Raw genomic sequence first — 26,603 nt, forward strand, 5'->3', positions numbered from 1 at the left:
GTCGGGCCACTAGCCGCATGGCCTGATGTCAGATTGCCTGCTGCGCGCACAGGGTGCAGTTCGCAGGCCATCGTCGTCGCGAACACGCACGCAACGACCTGATCCGACAGACCGCGCGCTCCGGCACGCGCAGTGCCGTGCTGGACACGATCACCACACCCACGCGTGTACCGTCCAGGGCTGAATTCCCACGGAGATCGCGATGCGACAGCTTGTCAGCACTCTCGCCCTGGCTCTTGGCTGCGGCCCATTGATGGCGCAGGAAACCAGCTATGGCCCGCGCCTGGAAGGCTTCGACTACCCGTATCCGGTCAAGACCTTCGCGTTCACTTCGCAACAGCAGCCGCTGGAAATGGCGTACCTGGATGTCGCACCCACCGGCAAGCCCAACGGACGCACCGCCGTGCTGCTGCATGGCAAGAACTTCTGCGCCGCCACCTGGGAGCAGACCATCGTCGCGTTGAGCAAGTCAGGCTACCGCGTCATCGCGCCGGACCAGGTGGGTTTTTGCAAATCCAGCAAGCCGGCGGCTTATCAATTTTCCTTCGCACAACTGGCCGACAACACGCAGGCGCTGCTGAAAAAATTGGGCATCGAACGTGCCGTGGTGGTCGGTCATTCGATGGGCGGCATGCTCGCCATCCGCTATGCGCTGATGTATCCGAAGGCCACCGAGCAGTTGGCATTGGTCGACCCGATCGGCCTGGAAGACTGGAAGGCCGAAGGCATCCCGTGGCGTAGCGTCGATGCCTGGTACGACAACGAACTGAAGATCAGTTTCGAGCGGATCAAGAAGTATCAGATGGAGGTCTACTACGCCGGCCAGTGGAAGCCTGAGTTCGAACGCTGGGCGCGCATGCAGGCCGGCATGTCGCTGGGCAACGGCAAGCAAGCCGTCGCCTGGAACCAGGCGCTGACCTACGACATGGTCTTCAACCAACCGGTGGTCTACGAGCTGCCCAAGCTCGCCGTGCCGACCACATTATTCATCGGCCTCAAGGACCGCACCGCGATCGGCAAGGACACCGCACCGCCCGAGGTCAAGGCACGCGTCGGCGATTACACCAAGCTGGGGAAACGTGCGGCCGAGACGATTCCGAATGCGAAGCTGATCGAGTTCGCCGACCTCGGACATTCGCCGCAGATGCAGGACCCGAAGCGCTTCAATGCTGCGTTATTGAAGGCGATTGCGCAGTAAGCGGCGGGCCGGCGGCACGGTGTCGACTGTCCTACGCTGATCTGAAAGCCGCAGCTCGCTGACATGCAAGCTGCGGCTGGATGCGCATCGATGCGTATCTGATGCCGCGTCTCTCAGCACACGATTGCCAGGCAGTTGGCCTGCTGCAACCTGATCAAGCCAGAGGCTTGGCCTGTGCGATGCTTCAAACAACAACAATCACTCGATCAACCCGCCACAATCCGCAGCACATCATCCAGCAACGCCGCCGCAGTCACTTCCGCACCCGCGCCCGGGCCCTGGATCAACAACGGCTGCTCGCGATAGCGATCGCTGCTGATCGCAACGCGGTTATCGGTGCCAACACCACCGGCAAGCGGATGATCCAGCGCCAACTCGCGCAGGCCGACGCTGGCGCCATGCGCATCCACACGCCCCACGAAACGTAGGCAACGCCCTGCGGCACGCGCCTGCTGCCAACGCGCGCCCACGACCTCGTCCAGCGCGCCCAGCTGCGCATCCAAGGCGTCAAGCGGCAGCCGCGCAATGCTTGCGGGCACCAGCGATTCCACATGCACCTGCTCGGCCTCCAGCTGCCAGCCCGCCGCACGCGCCAGGATCAGCAATTTGCGCCGCACGTCCTCACCGGACAGATCGATGCGCGGATCCGGCTCGGTGTAACCGGCCGCCATCGCCTCGCGCACGCAATCGGAAAACGCGCCGCTGCCGTCGTAGCGATCAAATAGCCACGCCAGCGATCCGGACAACACGCCTTCGATCGAATGGATATGGTCGCCGCCCGCCACCAGCGCACGCACGCTGCTGAGCACGGGCAGCCCCGCCCCCACGGTCGCGCTATCGCCATAGTGCGCACCGCTGGCGTGACGCGCCGCGTGCAGCGCCTGCGCACGCGACAACGCGGTGCCCTGGCCCAACTTGTTGGCGGTGACCACATGCACACCACGCAGCAACCATTCCACATGCCAATCGGCCACCACGTCGCTGGCAGTGGCGTCCACCAGCACATCACCGGCACGCAGCGCAGTGGTCTCGGCCCACGGCTGCAACACAGCCTGGCCGCGCGGCGCTGCATTGGCCTGCCGCAATGCCTGCTCCGCACTGGTGCCGCAGTCGTGCGCAATGCGCGAATTGGCCAGCCAATCGAAGCGCGGCAGGCGCAATTGACGTTCCTGCAGCGCGGTGTAGCGCGTCACGAACGCGCGCCCCACGGTGCCGGTGCCCAGCAAGGCCAGACGTGGCGTCGGTGTCACCGCGACCGCCGAAGCGCGGCGCGAAGCAGGTAGCACAGTGCTCACGCGTCGACCTGTTTGCGGTTTGCGGTGGTCAGCGTCGCTTCGGCACGTGCCAGGCCGGCGCGCAGATCGATCAGCAGATCTTCGGCCGATTCGATCCCGATCGACAACCGCAGCAAGCCATCGGAAATGCCGGCGGCAGCACGTGCTTCGGCCGTCATGGCCGCATGCGTCATTGAGGCCGGATGCGCGATCAGGCTCTCCACACCGCCCAACGACTCTGCCAGGGTGAAGTAGCGCAAGCCATCCACAAACGCACGCACTGCCGCTTCGCCACCTTCCAGCTCGAAGCTCATCATCGCGCCGAAGCCCTTCTGCTGACGCGCGGCCAGCGCGTGCCCCGGATGCGACGCCAGGCCGGGGAAATACACCTGATTGACCGCCGCATGCCCGTCCAGCAACGCAGCGATCGCGTCGGCGTTTTCCTGATGCACGCGCAGTCGCGCATCCAGCGTGCGCAAACCGCGCAAGGTGAGGAAGGCATCGAACGGCGAACCGGTCAGGCCCAGCGCATTGGCCCACCACACCAGCTGCTGGTGTAACTCGGCATCGCGCGCGACCACCGCACCGCCCACCACATCGCTATGGCCGTTGATGTACTTGGTGGTGGAATGCAGCACCAGATCCGCACCGAATTCCAGCGGCTTCTGCAGTGCCGGCGACAGGAAGGTGTTGTCCACCACCGTCAACGCGCCGACCTTTTTCGCCGCTTCGATGACGAAGCGCAGGTCGGTGATGCGCAGCAGCGGATTGGACGGGGTTTCGATCAGCACCAGCTTGGGCGAGTGCGCCAATGCATCGGCCAGCGAACGCGGGTCGGTGAGGTCGGCGGTGATCAGCGCGAAGTGGCCTTTCTTGGCCAGCGCATTGAACAGGCGCCAGCTGCCGCCGTATGCATCGTGCGGCACCACCAGCGTATCGCCCGGCTGCAGCAGCGCATTGAGCACCAGATTGATCGCGCCCATGCCGGTGGAGGTGATCACCCCGCCGGCGCCACCTTCCAGTTCGGCCAGCGCTTCGCCGAGCAGATCGCGGGTGGGATTGCCGCTGCGCGTGTAGTCGTACTGGCGCTTGTTGCCAAAACCATCGAAGGAAAAGTTCGACGACAGCACGATCGGCGGCGTTACCGCGCCATAGGCAGTGTCGCGATCGATACCGGCGCGGACAGCGGCAGTGGCAGCGGTACAGGGGGCGTCGGTGGGGTCACGAAAGCTCATGCGGTTTCTCCGGTGATGCGAAGGGCAGTGGTGAGGATCGCGTCGATGCGATCGATTTCTTTCAGGAAGGCGTCATGGCCATACGGTGAGCGCAGCACGCGCAGACTGCCGCGCTGGCCCAAGCCTTCGACCAGCGTGACCAGGTCGGCCAGCGGCACCAGGCGGTCGCCCTCCACCGCAACGACAACGGTGGGCACACGCACTTGCGCGGGGTCGATGCGATGCAGGTCGATGGATTCGGACAACCGCAAATAGGCATTCACCGGCGTGCGCGCCACGTATTGCGCGCCAGCGGCGTCCAGATAGTCTTCGGCCGCCACACGCACGCGGCCGTTGATCACTTCGGGCGGCGCGTCGAAGCGCTCGCTGAATTCTTCCGGCGTGCGGTAGCTGAGCATGGCGAACTGCCGTGCCAGCGCCAGCCCATGATGTTCCGCGCATTGCAGCTGGCCTAGCGCCACCGCGCGGCGCTGCAATGCGCGCCACGCTGCGGCATACGGATGCGCGCGATGCGCACCGCTCACTGCCACCAACGTGCCGACACGGGCGGCATGGCGGGTGGCGAATTGCAGACCGACCAAAGCGCCATACGAATAACCGACAAAACCATGCAGGCGCGCGATGCCCAGCGCATCTAACAGCGCGGCGATCGCATCGGCCTGGTCGGCGGTATCGATCGGCGCATCCAGCGTGCCGTCGGCGCCGAGAAAGTCGAATGCCAACAGCCGGCGCGATGCCGGATCCAGCGCGCGGCCAGTACCGACCAAGCCATCCACCCAGCCTTTCTCGGGAAACAGCGCACTGGCGGCCAGATGGCGGTGCGCAGAAATTCCGCCCGCCACGAACACCACCGGCGCATTGGCCGCGCCAACCAGCTCATAGCGCAGCCGCAGCTCGCGCATGCCGGCATGCCGCATCGGCAGCGCGATGACAAGATCGCCGCGCACGGAAATCGAGCCGTCATCGGTGGCGGCGGGCGTATAGGCGTAGTCAGTAGTAGAGGGCGATGCTGTATTCACGAGGCTCATGGCGATATCCGGGGTGGATCGGCCATCGAGCTTCGCGGGAGCTCGCGTTCGACGTGCACAAGGCACAAATCGAACCATCTTTCGGCGGACGCGCAGGTCCCCGCAGGATTTGGCACCAAACGCGGGCGCTTGCGCGCTCCGCTGGCTGCCCCGGCATCAAAGGGCCTGTCCCTCCGCCGGTCTCGATGGTGAGGCTAAGATGCCACCGCCTTTTTGCGATGTCAATCTCTTCATGCGGATGGAAAGATATATTTTCATCCGATACCACTGCCCCCTGTGATGGGCCGCATACTTGAGGTCTTTCCCGTTCGAGCCGATCGCGTGCCCCACCAGGTGTCTCGCACCGCCCTGCGCGTATTTGCATCGGTCTTGATGACCCTGCTGTTGGCCTGCGCTGCACCTGCCCGCGCCCAGCAGCGCTGGCACTGGCCCGGCGCTGCGGCGGCAACCGGGCCTGGAACTTCGGCAACCCCGTCTGTACTCGACGTCGGCGACACAGGCCCATTGCTGCAGCTCGAATGGCAGGCGCCGGCCTATCTGACCTGGGTCAGCAACCCGCTGGCCGGACCTGTGCAGGTGCGACTGAGCGCACCGCCCAGCGAGGACTACCGCGCCGTGCCGCAGTTACCGTTGACGTTAGAACTGGCCGCACACGAACGCCGCCTGCTCACCCGGCTGTATCCAGCCAGCAATCAGCGCGCCCTGGGCGGGCTTGGACTCAAGCTCGACGTCGTGCCCGGCGACCCACAGGCACGCCCACAGCCCGTGCGCTACCAACTCCCGTTCCGCGATGTGCCGGTGCAGGTAGATCAAGGCTTCGGTGGGCACTTCAGCCACACCGATGCGCCCAACTGGTATGCGGTGGACTTCGCGCTGCCGCACGGCACGCCGGTACTGGCAGCGCGTGAGGGCGTGGCCATGCAGGTGCAGCGCGACAGCACCGAAGACGGCCCGCATGGTCCGGCGGCCGGCGGCGGCAACCTGGTGCGGGTGCTGCATGCCGACGGCAGCATGGCGGTGTACGCGCACCTGGCACCCGATGGCGTGGCAGTGCGTGCCGGTCAGGTCGTGGCTGCCGGCGAGCGGCTGGGCAGCTCGGGCAACACCGGTTTCAGCACCGCCCCGCACCTGCATTTCGCGCTTCAGCGCAATGCCGGGATGCAGCTGATCTCGCTGCCGTTCCGGATGATGGGCCCGCAGGGCGAGCTGCAGTTTCCATCGCCGGCGCCCTGACCCGCAGGCGCCAGGATGGTGGCGTCGCCAGAGCCGACTGGCTCGACCCGGTCATGAAAGGCGTGCCGGAGCGAAGCCGCTATAATCACCGGCTTCCTCAGTTTCCGCAGGCGTCCGACCGGGCGCGCTCAGCCCATGTCCGACGTCTCCAACGAAGCCGCGCGCCGCCGCACCTTCGCCATCATTTCCCACCCCGATGCGGGCAAGACCACGCTGACCGAAAAGCTGTTGCTGTTCGGCGGTGCGATCCAGATGGCCGGCTCGGTCAAGGGCCGCAAGGCCGCCCGCCATGCCACCTCGGACTGGATGGCGCTGGAAAAGGAGCGCGGCATCTCGGTCACCTCTTCGGTGATGCAGTTCCCGTACGAAGGCAAGGTGATCAACCTGCTCGACACTCCCGGCCACGCCGATTTCGGCGAGGACACTTATCGGGTGCTGACGGCGGTGGACTCGGCGCTGATGGTCATCGACGTCGCCAAGGGCGTGGAAGAACGCACCATCAAGTTGATGGAAGTCTGCCGGCTGCGCGACACCCCCATCATGACTTTCATCAACAAGCTCGATCGCGAGGGCAAGAACCCGATCGACCTGCTGGATGAAGTGGAAACCGTGCTCGGCATCCAGTGCGCCCCGGTCACCTGGCCGATCGGCATGGGCCAGCGCCTGAAGGGCGTGGTGCATCTGATCACCGGCGAGGTGCACTTGTACGAACAGGGCCGCAACTTCACCCGCCAGGATTCCACCATCTTCCCGTCGCTCGACGCGCCGGGCCTCGTCGAAAAGATTGGCGAACAAATGCTGGCCGAGCTGCGCGACGAACTGGAGCTGGTGCAAGGCGCCAGCAATCCGTTCGATCTGGACGCGTATCGCGCCGGCCAGCAGACCCCGGTGTTCTTCGGCTCGGGCGTCAACAACTTCGGCGTGCAGCCGCTGCTGGATTTCTTCATCGAACACGCACCGCCGCCGCAGGCGCGCGACACCACCGGCCGCCGCGTCGAGGCAACAGAGCCCAAGCTCAGCGGCTTCGTCTTCAAGATCCAGGCCAACATGGACCCGCAGCATCGCGACCGTGTGGCGTTCATGCGCGTGTGCTCGGGCAAGTTCACTGCCGGCATGAAAACCCTGCACGTGCGTAGCGGCAAGGACGTCAAGCTGGCCAACGCGCTGACCTTCATGGCCTCCGACCGCGAGATCGCTGCCGAAGCCTGGCCGGGCGATGTCATCGGTATCCATAACCACGGCACCATCTCCATCGGCGACACCTTTACCGAGGGCGAATCACTGTCGTTTACCGGCATCCCCAACTTCGCACCGGAGCTGTTCCGCCGCGCGCGCCTGCGCGACCCGCTCAAGCTCAAGCAGTTGCAAAAGGGTCTGGCGCAGCTGTCCGAAGAAGGCGCCACGCAGTTCTTCCGCCCGCTGATGAGCAACGACCTGATTCTTGGTGCGGTGGGCGTGCTGCAGTTCGACGTGGTGGCCTACCGGCTCAAGGACGAGTACGGCGTGGATGCGATCTTCGAACCGGTGGGCGTCACCACCGCGCGCTGGGTACATTGCGACAACCCGAAGAAGCTGGAAGAGTTCCGCGAGAAAAATGCCGGCAATCTGGGCATCGATGCGGCCGGCCAGCTGGTCTATCTGGCACCGACCCGGGTGAATCTGCAGCTGGCCCAGGAACGCGCGCCGGACGTGCGCTTTTCCGCAACGCGCGAACATGCGCATGCCAAGGCGATCGATTGACCGCTGCTTGAACCGACGCATGAAAATGCAACTGCTGGCGATGCGAATTGCTCGCAGTTACGGTACATTTTTGGCATGAACGCAGACGCCTCCCCCTCGACCGACCTGCGCGACGAGATAGCCAGTGCCGTGACCCACGGCTTGGGCGCAATTGCCGCATTGGCCGGCGGTTCGGTGCTGATCACGCTGGCCGCCATTTATGGAGACGGCTGGCAGTTGGCCACTTCCATCGTCTTCAGTGCGACCCTGGTGCTGCTCTACGTCGCCTCTACCTTGTTCCATGCCATCCCGCATCCGGGTGCCAAAGCACGGCTGCAGATACTGGATCACTGCGCGATCTATCTATTGATCGCCGGCACCTATACGCCGTTTACGCTGATCAATCTGCGCGACTCCTGGGGTTGGGGATTGTTCGCCGCCATCTGGACGATTGCCGCCGCCGGGGTGATCTTCAAACTGTTTTTCACCGGACGCTTTCGCTTGCTGTCCACGGTGCTGTATCTGGCGATGGGCTGGCTGATCCTGGTCGCGATCCAGCCCCTGTTACGCTCGGTCGATACCTGGTCGCTGTGCTGGCTACTGGCCGGCGGGCTCTTCTATACCTTGGGTACGTATTTCTATCAGCGCGACACCCAACGCTATTTCCATGCGATCTGGCATCTGTTCGTGCTTGCCGGCAGCGCTTGCCACTTTGTCGCGGTGATCGCGCAAGTGGTGTGACCTGTGCAGGTGCTGTGATGGACGATTGATGGCGCGTTCGCGCGCCGTGCACGACGCATCGCCAACCATGGCCCGCGTGAACACTGTGACCAACACCTCTGCGACTCCTCCTCCCCGCACATCACGTCGTCGACGCTGGTTGATCGGGTTCGGCATCGTCGCCGTGCTTGTGGTGATCTTCGTGCTGCTGTTCGAGTGGAACTGGCTACGTGGCCCGGTCGAGCGCGTGGTCAGCGCCAAGACCGGTCGCGAATTTCATCTGGGCTATCTAGATGTGAAACTGGGCCGCACCACCACCGTGCGTGGTAACCGGCTGAGCCTTGCCAATGCGCAGTGGTCCAAGCGCGGCCCGATGGCCGAACTGAATTCGGCCGAGATCGATGTCGAGTTGTGGCCATTGCTGCGCGGCAATGTGCGCTTGCCGGAAATTCGCCTGGACCACCCGAAAGTACTGCTGGAAGCGGGCGACGACACGCATCCGGGCAACTGGGTGTTCGACCAGGACGATGGCGACGGCACGCTGCCACCGCTTGGGCGCCTGCTGGTCCACAACGGGCGGCTGCAATATATCGATGCCGCCAACCGCTCGGATGTGGATGTGGCGATCAACAGTCTCGCACCGCCCAGCAGCGATCAGCGTGCAGCACCGATCGGCATCGACGGCAAAGGCCGCTGGAAGGGCTACCCCTTCACGCTCAAGGGCGACACCGCGTCGCCGTTGGAGCTGAGCCAGAGCGAGCATCCTTTCCGCATCGATCTGCGCGGCAGCGCTGGCGCCACCCGTACGCACGTCCGCGGCACGCTGACGAACCCCTTCCAGTTCCAGGTCTTCGATCTGCAGATGGCGCTCAGCGGCCAGGACATGCAGGACCTGTATCCGCTGACCGGTGTCGCCATGCCGTCGACGCCGCCGTACAAACTCGACGGACATCTGCGCCGCAACGGCGAGATCTGGCGCTACGAAAAGTTCACCGGCACCGCTGGCGACAGCGATCTTGCCGGCACTGCCGAGGTGGACCTGCGCAACAAGCGTCCGTTTCTGCGTGCAGATCTGGCCTCGAAACGCCTGGATTTCGACGATCTGGCCGGCTTCATCGGCGCGCCACCGAAGACCGGCACGAATGAATCGGCAAATGCCGAACAGAAAAAACAGGCTGCACAACTTGCCGCCAGTGCGCGTGTGTTGCCCAGCACGCCCTATGACTTGTCCAAACTGCGCGCGATGGATGCGCAGGTGCGTTGGCGCGCACAGCGCATCAACGCACCATCGTGGCCGCTGGACGACATGGATGCCTCGCTGACGTTGAAGGACGGCCTGTTGCAACTAGATCCGCTCAATTTCGGCGTTGCCGGCGGCGATATCCGCTCCACCATCCGCATGGATGCGCGCAACGAAGTGATCACCACGCAACTCAAGGCCGGCCTTCGCGGGATTCGGCTGGATCAGCTATTCCCCGACACCGCGCTCGCAAAACAAGCCTCGGGCGCCATCGGGGGCGAATTCGATCTGCGTGGTCGCGGCAACTCGATCGCCGCGATGCTCGGCACCGCCGATGGCACGATCGGCGTTGGCATGGGCCGGGGTCATGTGGGCAATCTGATCATGGAGCTGGCCGGCCTGGACATTGCCGAGTCGCTCAAATATCTGTTCACCAAGGATCGTCAGATTCCGGTGCGCTGCATTTTCGGCGACTTCGGTGTGCAAGACGGCCTGATGCAATCGCGCGCCCTGGCCTTCGATAGCACCGACACCATCATCATTGGCGAAGGCAGCATCAGCCTCAAAGACGAAACGCTGGATCTGCTGCTTCGTCCACGTCCGAAGGACCGCAGCATCCTGAGCCTGCGCTCGCCGCTGCGAATCGGCGGCACCTTCAAAGACCCCAGCTTCCGGCCGGACTTCAAAGCATTGGGACTACGTGGCGCGCTTGCCGTCGGCCTGGGCATGATCGCCCCGCCCGCAGCATTGCTCGCGACCTTCGAACCGGGCCCCGGCAAGGACAGCGACTGCGGCGGCAAGTTCGCAAAGTAGTCCAACTGCGCGACTTGAAGTGGCTAACAAAACAGCTCGAGCGCTGTATGCAGTGCGGCAGAATCTTCGCCGCACTCGCCTTCGCTGAACAGTGAAGTGTCGGAAATAGTACTGACGTCGGCGGAATCGAACTGAGCTGATCAGACAGCACCATCATCGGACGCACGCGCAGCGGGCACTACTCAACCGCGCACACCGATCATCTCCACTGGCCCTTGCCCGCCCACCCTCGCGGGACCTTACGCGGCATGGATGCCGCGTAAGAGCCTACACGGACGTACTTGCGGCGTGTCCCGCGAGGGTGGGCGGGCAAGGGCCCTGCAGTCAAACCGCAAATCAGCCGCTCAAGAACCGACCCATCCGCCCAGTTCAATCCCCTAGGGAACCTCTGAACAACGCACCACAGATACGCGACACTACCCGCCTGATGTTGAGGAGTGATCCATGCAACTGACGTTCGGTGACGCTGAGGGCCTGGGCAAGCGCAAGCAGACCCGGCGCGAGATCTTTCTGGCCGAGATGGAGCAGGTGGTTCCGTGGCAGCAACTGCTCGGTCTGATCGCGCCGCACTATCCGGTATCGGGCCGGCCAGGTCGGCAGCCGTACGCACTGGCGACGATGTTGCGGATTCATCTGCTGCAGCAGTGGTATGCGCTGAGCGATCCGGCGATGGAAGAAGCACTGCACGAGATCCCGACCTTGCGGCGGTTTGCCCAGCTCGGTGGCTTGGACAACGTTCCGGACGAGACCACGATTCTCAACTTTCGGCGCCTGCTGGAGACCCATGGCCTTGCCGCGCGGATGCTGGAAGCGGTCAACGCGCATCTGGCGCGCAAGGGCCAGAGCCTGCGGTCGGGCACGATCGTCGATGCGACGCTGATCGCGGCGCCCAGTTCGACCAAGAATGCCGACAACGCGCGCGACCCTGAGATGCATCAGACCAAGAAGGGCAATCAGTGGTATTTCGGGATGAAGGCGCACATCGGCGTGGATGAATTTTCCGGGTTGGTGCACCACGTCCATTGCACAGCCGCCAACGTCGCCGATGTCACGGTGATGCACACGTTGCTGCATGGCAAAGAAGACAGCGTGTTCGGCGATAGCGGCTACACCGGTGCGGACAAACGCGAAGAACTGCAGGCCTGCAAGGCTGCATTCTTCATCGCCGCCAGGCCCTCGACGATGCAAGCCCTCGGCAACAAACGCGAGCGTGCTCGGGAAAGACGTTGGGAACACTTCAAGGCCAGCGTGCGCGCGAAGGTGGAGCATCCATTCCGGGTGATCAAGCGCCAGTTCGGCTACACCAAGGTCCGCTATCGCGGCCTGGCCAAGAACACCGCGCAGGTGCTGACCTTGTTTGCGCTATCGAACCTGTGGATGAAGCGAAAGCAGTTACTGCCGACGATGGGGAGCGTGCGCCTGTAACCCGGGCAACACCCTGCAAACGCGCCGGAAACGGCAAAAAAATCGAGGATCTGAGCGCCGTCAGCCTGGTCGATGTGGTTAGGCTCATCCTCCGATGCCGTTGATCAGACCATCCCTAGCAAGACGGCCAACAGCTTCGGTGCAGTTGAATGTTCCCAAACCAAGCGGATTGCGGGCGTGATGCTCTCACCGCTTCCGGAACACCCGATGCATCCATCCATGGAGCTCCGTAAAGGCATTCATGCCGCCACAAGGTACCGCAAGCGCTGAGAACATCGCACCTCGCAATGTGGTCGTGTTTAACCAAAAAGTCGGCCGCACCAACCTAACGGTGGGCGCAGTAAATTTGTAGCCACTCTTAGCTAGCAAGGCTTCAGCCACCGCGGCGTCAGCTCGCGATATAACGCTGCAACTGATCGATATCGCGCTGCTGGTTCTCGATCACCGCCTTGACCAGATCGCCGATGGAAATCACCCCATGCACGCGGCCATTTTCCACCACCGGCAGATGCCGGAAGCGTCCATCGGTCATCAATTGCATGCAACGCTCCACCGTGTCCGATGGCGATACTGTCACCACTTCGGTACTCATGATCTCGGCAACGCTGGTGGTCGATGAGGCGCGATCGCGCAATACCACTTTGCGCGCGTAATCGCGCTCGGAAACGATGCCAATCAGGCGCGGCCCGTCCATCACCAACACCGCACCGATGCCCTTCTCGGCCATCAAGCGGATCGCCTCGATCACCGCGGCATCGGCCGCAACCGCAAATACCTCAACCTGTTTGGTCCCCAACAGCTGTCGTACGGTCTGCATGGCCCGCTCCGCGCTTGGTCTGGTGATCGCAGACTACTCCCACCGCGCCGCAGTGGGTATCGACCAGATACAACGGGCGCTGCTTGGCCTCGTCATACAACCGGCCCAGGTATTCACCGATCAAGCCCAACGCAATCAGCTGGATCCCGCCCAGAAACAGGATCACCGACATCATGGTCGGCCAACCCGCCACCGGGTCGCCCAGCAAGGCCGCCTTGATCACCACCCAGCCACCGAACAGGAACGCCACCAACGCGGTCAGCAAACCGAGATAGGTCGCCGCGCGCAACGGCACCGTGGAAAAACTGGTGATGCCATCCAGCGCGAAATTCCACAACCGCCACACCGTGAACTTGCTGCGTCCCGACAGCCTCGGCGCACGCCGGTATGGCAATGCCACCTGGCGAAACCCGACCCAGCCGAACAGGCCTTTCATGAAACGGTGGCGCTCGCGCAGCTGCTGCAAGGCCTGCACCACACGCGGCGACAACAACCGGAAATCCCCCGTATCGGCCGGAATCGGCGTGCGCGACAACTGCCGGATCACCCGATAGAACGCATGCGCCGCACTGCGCTTCAACCAGCTCTCGCCCTCTCGGAAAATCCGCGTGCCGAAAATGTTGTCGTAACCGGCACGCCACAGCGCAACGAACTCCGGGATCAACTCCGGCGGGTCCTGCCCATCGGCATCGAGCAGCACCACCGCGCCGGGCAATACATGATCCAGCCCCGCAGAAATGGCCACTTCCTTGCCGAAATTGCGCGACAACCGCACCGCACTCACCTGCGCATCGGCATCGGCAAGTGCCTGCAACACAGTCCAGGTGCCATCGCTGCTGCCATCGTCGACATACAGCACGTGCGTGTGCAATCCGCTCAATCCCGCGAGCACCGCGCACAGACGCGGATGCAGCAACGGAATACTGGTCTCCTCGTTATAGGCGGCAATCACCACCGTCAGGCGATCTGCTGCAACCGGCAACTGCGCTGTTTCGAACGCGCTCATGCTCATGGCGCCCGCAGATAAGCAGGACCGCCCAACTGGCGCGCCTGCCGCTGGATCCACGCGGTGCGCCGCTGCACATAGGCCCCGGGGCGCCGTGCGTCATAGCGCCGTGGCGAGGGCAGCACCGCCGCCAGACGCGCCGATTCGGTCGGCGACAACCCTGCCGCATCCTTGCCCCAGAACTGCCGGGCAGCGGCCTGCGCGCCATACACCCCATCGCCGAATTCGGCCACGTTGAGATACATCTCCAGAATGCGCTGCTTCGGCCACAACAGCTCGATCAGCACCGTATACCAGGCCTCCAGGCCCTTGCGCACCCAACTGCGGCCCTGCCACAGGAACACGTTCTTGGCGACCTGCTGACTGATCGTGCTCGCCCCACGCACACGCCCACCGCGCGCATTGTGATCGCGCGCCTTCTCGATGGCCTGCAGATCGAAACCGTGATGCACCGGAAACTGCTGATCCTCCGCAGCCACCACCGAAATCGGCAGGCTGGCAGCAATCTTGTCGTAGTCGCGCCATTGCTGATGCAGCGAAAAATCCCAGTCGCCCTCGCCCCAGGCTTCCAGATAGCGCCCCACCATCATGCTGCTGATCGGCGGATCGACCACCCGCAGCACCAGCACCTGCAACACGCTCGCGGCGGCGAACAACAACGGTGCCGCCAACACCCAGCGCAGCCAGCGCCGAGCGCGCCGCGGTGGCGCTACCTGCTTGCCATCCAATGCATCCGTCCCCATTGTTTGCTACGACCTATCATCCCGATGCCTGCCGCATTATCCGGCAACCGGCGTCCCTTACGTCCGATGTTCCCATGACCGATCACGATCAGCTTTCCCGTTTCCTGCTGCCTGCCGCCGGCGTGCGCGGCGTCCACGTACGCCTGACCCAGGCCTGGCACGACATCCAGGGCGCAGCCGAGTACCCGCCGGCCGCCCGCCAGCTGCTCGGCGAAGCGGCGGTGGCCGCGGCATTGTTCACCGGCCATACCAAGGTCGACGGACGTCTGTCGGTACAGCTGCGCGGCAATGAAACACTGCGCACCTTGTTCGCCGAATGCACCGCGGCCGGTACCTTGCGCGGCATCGTGCAACTGGGCGACGGCGCCGATGCACCCGCCGACCTGCGCGAACTGGGCGAAGCCGCACTACTGGCGATCACCATCGAAAATCCCGGCCTGGACCCGCGCGAACCGCAGCGCTACCAGAGCCTGGTCGGTATGCAGGCCCCGGATCTGGCCGAAGCCTTCGAGACCTATTTCCACCAGTCCGAACAGTTGCCGACCCGCCTGTTGCTGGCCGCAGGCCCGGACCAGGCGGCCGGCCTGTTGCTGCAAAAACTGCCCGGCGACGAGGGCGACAACGACGGCTGGACCCGCATCGGCGCGCTATTCGACACCCTGGGTGCCCCGGAACTGCTGTCGGTGGCTGGCGAAGACCTGCTGCACCGCCTGTTCCACGAAGAAGAGCCGCAGTTGCTCGGCGACAAGCCGCTCAGCTTCGGCTGCTCCTGCTCGCGCGAGCGGGTCGCTTCGATGCTGCAGTCCCTGGGCGAAGAGGAAGCCCGCGCAGCGGCGGAGGCGACTGGCGAAGTCGAGGTGCGCTGCGAGTTCTGCGGGCGTGAGTATCACTTTCCGTTGACCGCCCTCGACGTACTTTTCAGCGCAGCGCAACCTTCGCTGGAAGCGCCGGAAAGGTTGCAGTAGAAAGGTTTGACGGGTGCGTTCTGGGGAAGGCACCCACTTGTTAAATAATCATAAACACCCTAGCATTCTCGTCGCCCGCTCTCGGGAACTTAACAACTCCTCCTGGGTCTGAACTCTGGTATGCGACACCTCCTGCGCCTTCCGCTTGCTTTGCTGGTTGCCCTTGCGGCAGCCACGGGTGTGCACGCGCAGTCGGCGGCCTCCCAGCAGCTGCGCGAAAGCACCATCCTGCCGGTGTGGAACAAGGGCAGCGGCAAGGTGGAAGCCTTTCTGTATCTGGAGCCGACCGGTGAGCAGAAGGCCGGCGCACGCTGGCACTTCGGACGCAATTCGCTGGATGCGGCCTTCGGCCTGACCTCGGGCGATTCGCTGGGCCTGATCTGCAACAGCAGCCGTGGCACCAACATCAACGGTCTGGCCAGCCATTGCCTGCTTGCCGGCATCGGCGACGAAGAAGACGACAGCGCTGCCGCATCGCGCCGGGTCTCGGCGACGCTGGGTTTCAATCGCGCTGGCGCACGTGCTGGCGTCACCGCCGGCACCGGCCGCGACACCTTGCCCGCCTGGTTGATCGGCGCCGGCAAGGCACCGCTGACCCGCGTCGAACAGAACGACCTGACCGTGTTCGGCCAGAAGAACATCGGCCGCGAAGGCTTTGTCTCGATCGGCGGCACCTATGCCCGCGCGCGGCTGGTGCCCTTGGCAGACGTCTCCCCGGCCATCGCAGACCAGTGGGACACAAAGACCCTCAGCGTCGGCGGCGGCTATGGTGCCTTCAGCGCCAACGTCATCGGCCGCGTGGTCGACGTTCCCGGCCAGCCGGAAAAATGGGAAGGCTTAGGGCTCGGTCTGACCTGGCGCACCCCCTGGAGCGGGCAGTTGACAGTCGGCGCGGAAAATGTCATCTCCCGCGGCAAAAATCCCTTCGCCCCGAACAACGAAAGCAACAACGACGGCACGATTCCGTACGTTCGGTACGAACAAGACTTGTAAGCCACTGATTCAAAAGCACTTTCCCAGAACGTCACCGGTTCGTCGCCGGTGGCGTTTTTCGTTCTGGATGTTGCCGCGTATCTCCGTTTCACGTCTTTCTTCTTTTTCGTTAACGGGACTTTAATTCTTCGCGCAACGCATATACCATCGGTTCACCCTGACGTTTTGGATCCGCTTCTTTCGGAACCCCCGACAGGCAAACAACCCTTGGCAGTACCCAAGATCACTTGGAGAGAGAGCTAATGAATTGCAAGTCCAACAAGCTGCGCGATGCAGTTGTCCTCGCGCTTGTCGTGGGCGTGGCCGGTACCGGTACCGCCGTCGCGCAGGAAGCCGGCACCACCAACCTCGACAAGATCGAAGTGACCGGTTCGCGCATCAAGAGCGCAGACGTTGAAACCTCGCAGCCGGTTCTGACGTTGACTCGCCAGGACATCGATAAGCAGGGCGTCACCTCTGTTGCAGATGTGCTGCAGCGTGTCGCGGCCAACGGCGCAGCCCTGAATCGCACCTTCAACAACGGCGGCGACGGCAGTTCCGGCATTGCGCTGCGTAACCTGGGCAGCGCGCGTACGCTGGTATTGGTCAACGGCCGCCGCTGGACCACCGGCCTGGACGGCAGCGTCGACCTCAACACCATTCCGACTGCGATGGTCGAGCGCATTGACATCCTGAAGGATGGCGCTTCCACGATTTACGGTTCCGACGCCATTGCCGGTGTGGTGAATATCATTACCCGCAAGAACTTCGACGGCGCCGAAGCTGGCGTCAACGTCGGTCAGTACAGCGATGGCGACGGCCAGCGTCAGGCATACGACTTCACCATCGGCACCACCACCGATCGCGCAAGCCTGTTGATCGGCGCTTCCTATGTCCAGGAAGAGTCGGTGATGGCGGGCGATCGGGAGATCTCTGCCGGCGGCCCGCCGTTCTTCAGCGGCCAGAGCGGCACCGGCTTCCCGGGTTCGTATATCCGGAATGGCTCACGCAACATTCTGATCAATGGCGTCGAAACTCCGTACGTTGCCAATGTTCACGGTTACAACACTGCACCGGACAACTATCTGCTCACTCCGCAGGAGCGCACCTCGCTGTTTGCCCAAGGTAGCTTCAACTTCACCGACAACGTGACGTTCCGCACCGAGGCGATGTACAACGAGCGCAAGTCTGAGCAGCTGCTCGCAGCAATGCCAATCACTGGCCTGACGCTCAGTGCAGATAGTCTTTACAACCCGTTTGGTCAGGATCTGACCGGCGTCAATCGTCGCTTCATCGAGTCCGGTGGCCGCTCTTTCAATCAGAATGTGAAGAACTGGCACTTCTATGGTGGCCTTGAAGGCTTCTTTGAATTTGCCGATCGCAGCTTCGACTGGGACGTGGGCTATCGCTACGACAAGTCGGATGAAAATGTCCTGACCTATGGCTTGTTCAACCTGTCCAATCTAAACAATGCCTACGGGCCGTCTGAGCTGCGCAATGGCGTGCCGGTCTGCGTTTCCGGTCCGGGCGGCGACGTGATTCCGGGCTGCGTGCCGGTCAATCCACTGGGACCGCGCGGCTCGATCACTCAGGATGCGCTGGATTACACCAGTTTCACTGCGCATGATTCGTCGATGGTCGAATCGAAGGGTTATACCGCAAACATCAGCGGCGATATCGTCGACCTGCCGGCAGGCCCGCTGGCCTTCGCTGCTGGTTACGAATACCGTAAGGAAAGTGGCCAGTTCGATCCGGACGCCTTCATTGCCGCAGGCCTGAGTACGGGCAATGGCGCGCGCCCGACGGCCGGCTCCTACAGCCTCGACGAGTTCTACCTCGAACTGTCGGTTCCGGTTCTGGCCGATCTGCCGGGTGCACAGTTGCTGGACTTCAGCCTGGCGACCCGCTACTCGGACTACAGCAACTTCGGCGATACCGTGAACAACAAGTTCGGCTTCCGCTGGAAGCCGATTCAGGACTTGATGATCCGCGGTAACTACAGCGAAGGCTTCCGTGCCCCGAGCATCAACAATCTGTTCGCAGGCAATTCCGATTCGTTCGAGACCTACGCCGATCCGTGCTCGAGCCAGTCCGGCCAGCTGAGCAACCCGGTGGTGGCGCAGAACTGTGCAGCGGCAGGCGTGCCTGCGAACTTCGTGCAGCCTGGTGCAGGCAATGGTGCCAAGCAGACCCTTGAGCCGTTCACCTGGACCTCCAACGATCAGCTGCAGCCTGAAACTTCGACCAGCCGCACGCTGGGCTTTGTGTTCAGTCCGAGCTTCGCGCAAGGCCTGAATGTGAGCCTGGATTGGTGGCAGATCGAGATCGAAAACGCGATCACACGTCCGGAATCCCAGTTCATCCTGGACAAGTGCTACGGCGGCAGTGCGGGTGAGCAGGCCGAGTACTGCGCGCTCATCACGCGCGACCCGAACTATGCCGATGGCGCCTACACCGTCACCAACATCAACATGCCACTGTTGAATTTGTCGTCGTACAAGGTGGAAGGTTGGGATCTGGCCATCAATTACCGCTTGCCGGAAACGGCATTCGGCCAGTTCACCATCAGCTGGGATTCGACCTATCTGTCGAGCTGGGAAACCAAGGCAACTGCCGATTCCGAACTCGAACAGTTCCAGGGTCGTTACCTGAACCAGGATCCTTACTGGCGCATCCGTTCCAACCTGTATGTCGACTGGTCGTTGGGTGACTTCGGTATCAACTGGGGCCTGCGTTACAAGTCCGGTATGGCGGAGTCCTGCCCCTTGTCAGCGGCATTGGCGCAGGCTTACTGCTCCGATCCTGATCGTGTCACGGCCGATGGTGCTGAACCGCGCAACCACATTGGCGCGACGACGTATCACGACATCCAGTTCCGTTACAGCACGCCTTGGAATGCGACCGTATCGCTTGGCTTGAACAACGCGTTCGACAAGGATCCGCCGGTTTCGTACAGCACGTCGGCCAACAGGTTCGACCCGCAGTACGACGTGCCGGGCCGCTATATGTACATGCAGTACCGTCAGCGCTTCTGATCGAAGCGGCTGATAAAACCAGCTGCGTAAAGTAACTACGGCCCCAATCGGGGCCGTAGTCATGTCTGGATTTCAAGAAGCGAGCAACTCGCTATCTACTGTTTGCTCACCCAGGAATCAACGTATGAATTACATGCTCGACGTAGGCTTCGAAGTCTTCGCGGGCCTGCTTGGGTTGCTGTAGTTGCAGCGACAGCTGCAAGAAACCGACATAGGCGGCGTAGGCCAGGCGAGCGCGGTGTTGGGCGTCGGTGCGGGTGAGGCCGGCCTGGCGGAACGAGGCGATCAGGTAGTCGAGGCGGCGTTGCGAGACGCGGTCGATGACCGGGCGCACGGCCGGGTGGTCGAGTGCCTTGAGCAGTTCGCTGTAGATGACATGCGGTTTGACTTCATGCGCGACCAGTTGGAACAGCGCGCGTAAGCGTGCACTGGGATCCGGGACGTCTTCCAGGCTGCCGAACACTTCTTTTTGTTCGAATATCTCCCAGCGTTCGAGGGCTGCCTGCAGCAGCGCATCACGCGAGGGAAAGTGCCAGTAGAAGCTGCCTTTGGTGACGCCGAGCCGGCGCGCCAGTGGTTCTACGGCGACTGCACCGACACCTTGTTCGGCGATCAGGTCCAGCGCGGCCTGTGCCCAATCGTCTGCGCTGAGGCGCTGACCGCGACCGGAACTGGCGCGGGGCGTGGTGGGGCTGGAATCGGTGGTGTCGTTCATTGTGACGATTTAACCATACGCTCGGGTCGATTGCAGTATGCGGCAGAAAATGCAGGCACAACTGCCAGGGTTCAATGGCTTAACCATCCATACCACTGAGTATTGACAGTGAGCGCACTAGATCCATACCATTAGGTATGGTCACCTCTTCCTCTAGCCTCGCCTGCATTACGTCTGTCACCAACATCCGTATTGGTGAGACGTTGCTTGCGGTGTCGGCGCAGGGCGCAGAACGCGCACCGACCGTGCTGTTTGCGCATGGATTCGGCCAGACACGACACGCATGGGAAGGCACGGCCACCGCCTTGGCGGAAGCCGGCTACCGGGCGCTGTCTTACGACGCACGCGGGCATGGCGATTCCAGCGTCAACGATGCTGAGGTGCCCTACTCGGCCACGCAATTCACCGACGATCTGATCGTGCTCGCCGGTGAGCAATCCGAGCCGCCGGTGCTGGTCGCCGCCTCGATGGGCGGGCTGTTTGGTCTGCTGGCAGAGGCGCGCTGGCCGGGTTTGTTTCGGGCGATCGTGCTGGTCGACATCACGCCGCGCTGGGATACGCGGGGCGTGGAGCGCATCCTGCGTTTCATGACTGCACATCCGGGCGGATTCGCATCGCTGGATGCGGCGGCAGACGCGATTGCCGCATATTTGCCGCATCGTCCGCGCAAGACCGCAGACCAGTTGCAGGCCTTGTTGCGGCAGCGTGCCGACGGGCGTTGGCACTGGCATTGGGATCCGCGCCTGGTCGACGAACTGACAGGGCAGGATCCGCATACGCAGCAGCAGGCATTGCTGGACGCCGCGTCACAGGTGCGTTGCCCGATGCTGCTGATCAGCGGCGGACGTAGCGATCTGGTCACACCGGACACCATCAGCGAATTCCTGTCGATCGCACCGCATGCGCAGCACGTGCAGTTGCCCGATGCCACGCACATGCTGGCCGGCGACGACAACACCACATTTACCGCCACCGTGTTGCATTATCTGGATGCACTGCCCTCGGTTGGCACCATCGCAGCGTCCAACATTACCGAGCATGTCACTGGAGCAAGACCATGAGCATCGTTGCACCGTTCCTCCTCGTCATCCTGGCGGCGGGCATCGCTGCCTACCACCGCATGCGCCTTGCCACCTGGGTCGCGCTGAGCGCCTGCGTGCTGGTGGCGTGCTGGTTGCTGGGTGCCAATCTCACCGCAACCATCGTCGCTGCCGTACTGGTGGTGCTGGTGTCGGCGCCTGTCTTGCTGCCGTTCCTGCGCAAGCCGCTGCTGACCACGCCGCTGATGGGCTTCTTCCGCAAGGTGCTTCCGCCGCTGTCGCAGACCGAACGCATTGCGCTCGAAACCGGCTCGGTGGGCTTCGAAGGCGAGCTGTTCACCGGCGATCCGGATTGGCAGAAGCTGCTCAATTATCCCAAGCCGCAACTCACCGCCGAAGAGCAGGCGTTTCTGGATGGCCCGGTCGAAGAGCTGTGCAAGATGGTCAACGACTGGGAGATCACCCACGTCCATGCCGATCTGCCGCCAGAGCTGTGGGACTACATCAAGAAGCAGAAATTCTTCGGCATGATCATTCCGAAGCAATACGGCGGCCTGGGCTTCAGCGCGCTGGCGCACCACAAGGTGATCCAGAAGCTCTCCTCGATCTCCAGCGTGGTCAGCTCCACCGTCGGTGTGCCCAATTCGCTCGGGCCGGGCGAGTTGCTGCTGCATTACGGCACGCCGGAACAGAAGGACTATTACCTGCCGCGTCTGGCCATCGGCGCCGAAGTGCCGTGTTTCGGTCTGACCGGCCCGTTCGCCGGCTCCGATGCGACCTCGATCCCGGACTACGGCATCGTCTGCAAGGGCGAGTGGAATGGCGCCAACGTGCTTGGCGTCAAGCTCACCTTCGATAAGCGTTACATCACTCTGGCGCCGGTGGCGTCGCTGATCGGCCTGGCGTTCCGCATGTATGACCCGGAAGGCTTGATCGGCGATAACAAGGACATCGGCATCACCCTGGCGCTGTTGCCGCGCGAGACGCCGGGAGTGGAAATCGGCCGCCGGCATTTCCCGCTGAATTCTACTTTCCAGAACGGCCCGATCCGTGGCAATGAGGTGTTCATCCCGCTCAGCCAGTTGATCGGTGGCGTTGACATGGTCGGCAAGGGCTGGAACATGCTCAACGAATGTCTTGCAGTGGGTCGTTCGATCACCCTGCCCTCCACAGCTAGCGGCGGCGGCAAATACGCAGCGGTGGTGACCGGTGCATATGCGCGCATCCGCAAGCAGTTTGGTCTGTCGATCGGTCGCTTCGAGGGCGTGGAAGAAGCGCTCGCACGGATCGGCGGCAAGGCCTATGCGATCAGCGCGCTGTCGCAGGCTACTGCGGCGGCGGTGGACCGTGGCGATGTGCCATCGGTGCCGTCGGCGATCGCCAAGTACCACTGCACCACCATGGGCCGCGAAGTGGTCAGCGACATGATGGATGTGATCGGCGGCAAGGGCATCATCCTGGGGCCGCGCAATTTCGCCGGCCGTGCCTGGCAGTCGGCGCCGATCGGCGTGACCGTGGAAGGCGCCAACATCATGACCCGTAGCCTGCTGATCTTCGGCCAGGGCGCAATCCTGTGCCACCCGTGGGTGATGAAGGAAATGAAGGCCGCGCAGGATCCGGATACGCGCCGTGGTCTGGAAGACTTCGACCAGAGCCTGTTCGGTCACATCCGCTTCGGCATTTCCAACGCGGTGCGCTCGTTCTGGTTCGGCCTGACCGGCGCACGTATCGGCGCTGCACCGGGCGATGCATATACGCGTCGTTTCTTCCGCAAGCTGGATCGCTATTCCGCCAACCTGGCGCTGATGGCCGACGTGTCGATGCTGATGCTGGGCGGCAAGCTCAAGTTCAAGGAATCGCTGTCCGGTCGCCTGGGCGATGTGCTGAGCCACATCTACCTGACCAGCGCGATGCTCAAGCGCTATCACGACGAAGGCGCACCGGCAGCCGATCAGCCGCTGCTGGCCTGGGCCTTCCACGACAGCGTGCATAAGATCGAAACCGCGCTGTCGGCTGCGTTGCGCAACTTCCCGATCCGTCCAGTGGGTTGGCTGATGTGGGTGCTGATCTTCCCGCTGGGCCGTCGTGCCGAAGCACCGGGCGACCGTCTGGGGCACCGCGTGGCATCGATCCTGATGACGCCGAACGAAGCACGCGACCGTCTGGGCCAGGGTGTGTTTCTGACCCCGTGTGCCAACAACCCCGGCGGCCGTATCGCCAGCTACCTGGCCAAGGCCGTGTTGGCCGAACCGGTGGAACGCAAGTTCCTCAAGGCGCTCAAGACCAAGGGCATTGAGGCATTGGATTTCCCCGCGCAGCTGGACGAGGCCGTGGCCGAGGCCGTGATCACCATCGACGAGCGCAAGCAGCTGGAAGAGTTGCGCGCGATCATGATGGATACCATCACCGTCGACGACTTCGATCCGCATGAGTTGCGTGCGGCCAGCTACTACGACAAGCCGCAGGCACAGCAGCCGCGCGAAGCGGCGTAAAACGCAGGCCAAGGTGACAGTAGACGACGGCGGGCTTCGGCCCGCCGTCGTTGTTTGTGGGGACCGGCTAGCTCGCGAATACGCTGCCAGCGGCCTTGGTCTGTCGACCAGTTCCCAGCGGCTACACCTTCGTAGGAGCGGGCTTGCCCGCGATGAAGCGTTACCGGTCATGCTTCATCGCGGGCAAGCCTGCTCCTACGAGAAGCGAAGACGCTGCCGGCAGAACCTCAGCGCGGCAACCACACCAACGCCAACGCAATCAGCGCGGGCAACGCCTGCACAAAGAAGATGCGACGGTTGACGCTATAGGCGCCGTAGCAACCCGCCACGACCACACAGCCGAGAAAGAAGCTCAGCACGTCGGTGCGGGCCTGCAACGCGCCCCACAACAGACCGGCGGCCAGGAAGCCGTTGTAGAGGCCCTGGTTGGCGGCCAGCACGCGGGTGGCCTGAGCCTTCTCGAGCGTGTTGCGGAAGGTCTTCAAGCCCAGCGGGTGCGTCCACAGCACCATTTCCAATACCAGGATGTAGACGTGCAGCAGAGCGACGCACAGGCCGGCGACGATGGCGAACAGGGACATGGCAGATTGGCGTAATGAACGTGGCAGCCAGCATAGTCGCGATTGCAGTCGGTCCGAAGCAGCTGATCAAACCTCATGCTGCCGCAAGATGGGCGTAAGAGATGCAAGATCTGCACGCGCCAGTAGAACGTTGTGATTGCGCGCACCGGCTACGTCTGTTTGACAGTCGCGCAATCGCTTGCTGCCGGCTCCTGGAGTGGCTGATAGAAGATCGCGAGCACTCCACCGGTAGCACGCAGAGCGCGCTCGGGATCGGAGTGCCCCGTACTACATGCCTCGCCGAACACCATCCGCGACAGCCTGAAAGTGAGCACGGCGTTCTGTTGCCGCTCTTCGCGTCATCTGGATGGTTCCAAGCCGCGTTGGTCGAGGGCGCGATGCCCTCGCCGCTCGCGGGACACGCCGCAAGTACGTCCATGTAGGCTCGGTGGCGGCATCCATGCCGCCACACGGTCCCACAAGCGGTGAGGACACCGCACCAGGGAGCTGATCGCTAGCTTTGTGAAAACGGGCCATCTCTCCGGCTACATCGGCCTGCTGATGCAGGCCGCATCTACACGAGAGTTAGCGAATTGGAAGCACGTCATGCACTGCTTGCACCCTACACACCGACACTATTGATTGGTCCTTGCCCGCCCACCGTCGCGGGACCTTACGCGGCATGGATGCCGCGTAAGAGCCTACACGGACGTACTTGCGGCGTGTCCTGCGATGGTGGGCGGGCAAGGGCCCTGCAGCCAGGCCGCAGATCAACCGCTCCAGCCCTGAGATCATCCGCTCTGCAAAAGAGCTATCAACACTGTCCAACTACTCCAAGGCAACAGAGATGTCGCTGCCTTGAACTGGCTGACAAAAAACATCGCGAGTAATAAGCAGGCAGATATGCACGGCGCGCTCAGAACCAGCTGTATCAGTGGTACATGTCGTACCCATCAACAGTCGCGCCCGTTTGATGGCGGCAAGTAGTTTTGCCAGCCCCTCTTAGTCGGAGGTCTGCCTGGCGGTCTGCGCATCGCGCTCGGCAGGCAGCTTGCGCGCCTCGCGCAGCAGACCGAATGCGCCCAGTGTCATGCCCGAGGCCACCAGCAGACCGACGCCGAACACGGCGCTGGAGCCGAATGCCGACACCAGCTTGTGCACCCACACGAAGGTGAGGTCGCCACCGCGGTAGATCACGGTGTCGATCGCCGCGCCGGCCTTGTAACGCCATTCCCGGTCGACGCGCGTGTACAAGGTCTCGCGCGCCGGCTTGGCGAGTGCGAACTCGCTGGAGCGCGTGATCACCTGCACGATCGCGATCATCATCGGCAACGGCGAGGCCGTCAGCACGGCATAGCCCAGCGTGATCGCCACGCCCGGAATCAACAGCGCCGGTGCGATACCGAAACGCGACAACAGCGCGCGCGTCACCAGCAGCTGCAACACCAGGGTGAGCGCATTGATCGCCAGATCGATGCTCGCGTAATAGGCGGTGGCTGCCGCTGCGTCCGTGTATAGCCGCCGTACCAGCGCTGCCTGCTCGTTGTAGAGCAAGGTGCCGACGCCAACGGCGAACAACACCATGAAGGCCAACCAGCGCAGCAACGGCTCGCGCACGATCAACTTGAGCCCGCCGAGCACATCGCCGCCCATCGGCACTTCGCCGGAGCTCAGCTGTCGCTCCTGCTCGCGCGCAACCGCCCACAAGCGCAGACGCAGCACGCAGACCACGCACACCGTCAGAAACCCGGCCGACACCAGCATCAGATGCGCGATGCCGATACGCTCGACCAACGTGCGGGTGAGGATCGGCCCGAGAAACGCACCCAGCGTGCCCGCCGCACCGATGTAACCGTAGTAATTGCGCGCTTCGGCATTGCTGAAGACGTCGGCCATGAAGCTCCAGAACACCGCCACCGCAAACAGGTTGAAGACGGTCACCCACAAAAAGAACGCCATGCCGCGCCCTGGCACGCCGCTATCGAACAACACGTAGAACAGCAGCAGGGTCGCGATGAAGAAGCCATACACCACCGGCAGGAACACCCGGCGCGGATAACGGCTGACAAGTGCGCCGTAGACCGGCTGCAGCAACACCATGATCAGGAAGGTGCAGGTAAACAGCACCTGCAGGGTGAAGTCCTTGAGCGGCATGCCATGCGCGGCGAAGAAGGCGATCATGCCGGTGGGAAAGATCGCTTCCACATCCGCCGAGGCGCTCATCGCCTCGCGCACCGGGCGCAGCACGTAATACCCGCTGAGCAGGCAGAAGAAATACAGAAAACTCCACGCCAGCGGCGGCGAGCTGCGCAACGCGCCGCTCAAACGGCCAGCCGCAGCCTGCGACGAAGAAAATCGGCTGGTCATGGTGAA

At 63.0% G+C, this 26,603-nt stretch carries 20 protein-coding genes and 1 riboswitch; of the genes, 11 read left to right on the top strand and 9 right to left on the bottom strand.

Annotation, left to right across the window (positions count from 1 at the left end):
• Positions 1-202: 202 nt before the first annotated feature.
• Positions 203-1,198: an alpha/beta fold hydrolase gene (locus tag NMB96_RS22240; RefSeq protein WP_023904688.1), complete on the top strand. Its 996-nt coding sequence runs from the start codon at positions 203-205 to the stop codon at positions 1,196-1,198.
• Between the two features lie 206 nt (positions 1,199-1,404).
• Here the strand turns inward: NMB96_RS22240 and NMB96_RS22245 are convergent, their stop codons facing one another.
• From NMB96_RS22245 to metX, 3 genes are read right to left on the bottom strand one after another with little or no spacing between them, the layout of a single operon-like run.
• Positions 1,405-2,493 carry a homoserine dehydrogenase family protein gene (locus NMB96_RS22245; RefSeq protein ID WP_183086689.1) on the bottom strand — a complete coding sequence of 363 codons (1,089 nt, stop codon included), beginning with the start codon at positions 2,491-2,493 and terminating at the stop codon, positions 1,405-1,407.
• A complete protein-coding gene (locus NMB96_RS22250; RefSeq protein WP_023904690.1) occupies positions 2,490-3,707 on the bottom strand; it encodes an O-succinylhomoserine (thiol)-lyase in 1,218 nt (405 codons plus the stop codon). The genes NMB96_RS22245 and NMB96_RS22250 overlap by 4 nt, the downstream gene beginning before the upstream one ends.
• Entirely contained in the window at positions 3,704-4,735 is a 1,032-nt protein-coding gene (gene metX / locus NMB96_RS22255; protein ID WP_043889348.1) for a homoserine O-succinyltransferase MetX, read from the bottom strand. Before metX ends, NMB96_RS22250 begins: the two co-directional genes overlap by 4 nt.
• Positions 4,736-4,806: 71 nt before the next feature.
• Positions 4,807-4,927, bottom strand: a riboswitch (SAM riboswitch).
• Between the two features lie 129 nt (positions 4,928-5,056).
• On the opposite strand from metX, the gene NMB96_RS22260 reads away from it, so the two are divergent.
• From NMB96_RS22260 to NMB96_RS22280, 5 genes are all read left to right on the top strand, one after another.
• A complete protein-coding gene (locus NMB96_RS22260; RefSeq protein ID WP_183086688.1) occupies positions 5,057-5,968 on the top strand; it encodes a M23 family metallopeptidase in 912 nt (303 codons plus the stop codon).
• 135 nt (positions 5,969-6,103) lie between these two features.
• Complete coding sequence (locus tag NMB96_RS22265) at positions 6,104-7,708, top strand: peptide chain release factor 3 (RefSeq protein WP_023904693.1); 1,605 nt, start codon at positions 6,104-6,106, stop codon at positions 7,706-7,708.
• A gap of 75 nt (positions 7,709-7,783) precedes the next feature.
• Entirely contained in the window at positions 7,784-8,428 is a 645-nt protein-coding gene (gene trhA / locus NMB96_RS22270; RefSeq protein WP_023904694.1) for a PAQR family membrane homeostasis protein TrhA, read from the top strand.
• Positions 8,429-8,495: 67 nt separating this feature from the next.
• On the top strand, positions 8,496-10,460 hold the full coding sequence (locus tag NMB96_RS22275) for an AsmA family protein (RefSeq protein ID WP_152025571.1): 1,965 nt from the start codon (positions 8,496-8,498) through the stop codon (positions 10,458-10,460).
• Between the two features lie 444 nt (positions 10,461-10,904).
• Positions 10,905-11,885: an IS5 family transposase gene (locus NMB96_RS22280; protein ID WP_183086603.1), complete on the top strand. Its 981-nt coding sequence runs from the start codon at positions 10,905-10,907 to the stop codon at positions 11,883-11,885.
• Between the two features lie 388 nt (positions 11,886-12,273).
• On the opposite strand, the gene NMB96_RS22285 is transcribed toward NMB96_RS22280, so the two are convergent.
• From NMB96_RS22285 to mtgA, 3 genes are read right to left on the bottom strand one after another with little or no spacing between them, the layout of a single operon-like run.
• On the bottom strand, positions 12,274-12,702 hold the full coding sequence (locus tag NMB96_RS22285) for a CBS domain-containing protein (protein ID WP_006452685.1): 429 nt from the start codon (positions 12,700-12,702) through the stop codon (positions 12,274-12,276).
• Positions 12,662-13,708 (bottom strand): glycosyltransferase family 2 protein, encoded by a 1,047-nt coding sequence (locus NMB96_RS22290; RefSeq protein ID WP_023904723.1) that lies wholly within the window; start codon positions 13,706-13,708, stop codon positions 12,662-12,664. The genes NMB96_RS22285 and NMB96_RS22290 overlap by 41 nt, the downstream gene beginning before the upstream one ends.
• 2 nt (positions 13,709-13,710) lie before the next feature.
• Positions 13,711-14,451 carry a monofunctional biosynthetic peptidoglycan transglycosylase gene (gene mtgA, locus NMB96_RS22295; RefSeq protein ID WP_023904724.1) on the bottom strand — a complete coding sequence of 247 codons (741 nt, stop codon included), beginning with the start codon at positions 14,449-14,451 and terminating at the stop codon, positions 13,711-13,713.
• Positions 14,452-14,525: 74 nt separating this feature from the next.
• Between mtgA and hslO the strand changes: the two genes are divergently transcribed.
• The 3 genes from hslO (at position 14,526) to NMB96_RS22310 (ending at position 19,423) form a co-directional block, all read left to right on the top strand.
• Positions 14,526-15,416: an Hsp33 family molecular chaperone HslO gene (hslO, locus tag NMB96_RS22300; RefSeq protein WP_255085744.1), complete on the top strand. Its 891-nt coding sequence runs from the start codon at positions 14,526-14,528 to the stop codon at positions 15,414-15,416.
• A 153-nt stretch (positions 15,417-15,569) separates the two neighbouring features.
• Positions 15,570-16,409 carry an XOO1806 family protein gene (locus NMB96_RS22305; protein ID WP_043889850.1) on the top strand — a complete coding sequence of 280 codons (840 nt, stop codon included), beginning with the start codon at positions 15,570-15,572 and terminating at the stop codon, positions 16,407-16,409.
• 242 nt (positions 16,410-16,651) lie between these two features.
• Positions 16,652-19,423 (top strand): TonB-dependent receptor, encoded by a 2,772-nt coding sequence (locus NMB96_RS22310; protein WP_043889354.1) that lies wholly within the window; start codon positions 16,652-16,654, stop codon positions 19,421-19,423.
• Positions 19,424-19,529: 106 nt separating this feature from the next.
• Here NMB96_RS22310 and NMB96_RS22315 read toward each other — a convergent pair whose 3' ends face one another.
• Entirely contained in the window at positions 19,530-20,138 is a 609-nt protein-coding gene (locus tag NMB96_RS22315; RefSeq protein WP_255085745.1) for a TetR/AcrR family transcriptional regulator, read from the bottom strand.
• A 137-nt stretch (positions 20,139-20,275) separates the two neighbouring features.
• On the opposite strand from NMB96_RS22315, the gene NMB96_RS22320 reads away from it, so the two are divergent.
• Both NMB96_RS22320 and NMB96_RS22325 read left to right on the top strand, forming a co-directional pair.
• Positions 20,276-21,199 (top strand): alpha/beta fold hydrolase, encoded by a 924-nt coding sequence (locus NMB96_RS22320; RefSeq protein WP_255085747.1) that lies wholly within the window; start codon positions 20,276-20,278, stop codon positions 21,197-21,199.
• On the top strand, positions 21,196-23,670 hold the full coding sequence (locus tag NMB96_RS22325) for an acyl-CoA dehydrogenase (protein ID WP_255085749.1): 2,475 nt from the start codon (positions 21,196-21,198) through the stop codon (positions 23,668-23,670). Before NMB96_RS22320 ends, NMB96_RS22325 begins: the two co-directional genes overlap by 4 nt.
• A gap of 227 nt (positions 23,671-23,897) precedes the next feature.
• On the opposite strand, the gene NMB96_RS22330 is transcribed toward NMB96_RS22325, so the two are convergent.
• A complete protein-coding gene (locus NMB96_RS22330; protein ID WP_104549834.1) occupies positions 23,898-24,251 on the bottom strand; it encodes a DUF1304 domain-containing protein in 354 nt (117 codons plus the stop codon).
• A gap of 981 nt (positions 24,252-25,232) precedes the next feature.
• Positions 25,233-26,597: an NTP/NDP exchange transporter gene (locus NMB96_RS22335; RefSeq protein WP_023904731.1), complete on the bottom strand. Its 1,365-nt coding sequence runs from the start codon at positions 26,595-26,597 to the stop codon at positions 25,233-25,235.
• Positions 26,598-26,603 lie beyond the last annotated feature (6 nt).

The sequence above is a fragment of the Xanthomonas hortorum genome (assembly GCF_024339125.1).
GTDB classification, from domain to species: domain Bacteria; phylum Pseudomonadota; class Gammaproteobacteria; order Xanthomonadales; family Xanthomonadaceae; genus Xanthomonas; species Xanthomonas hortorum.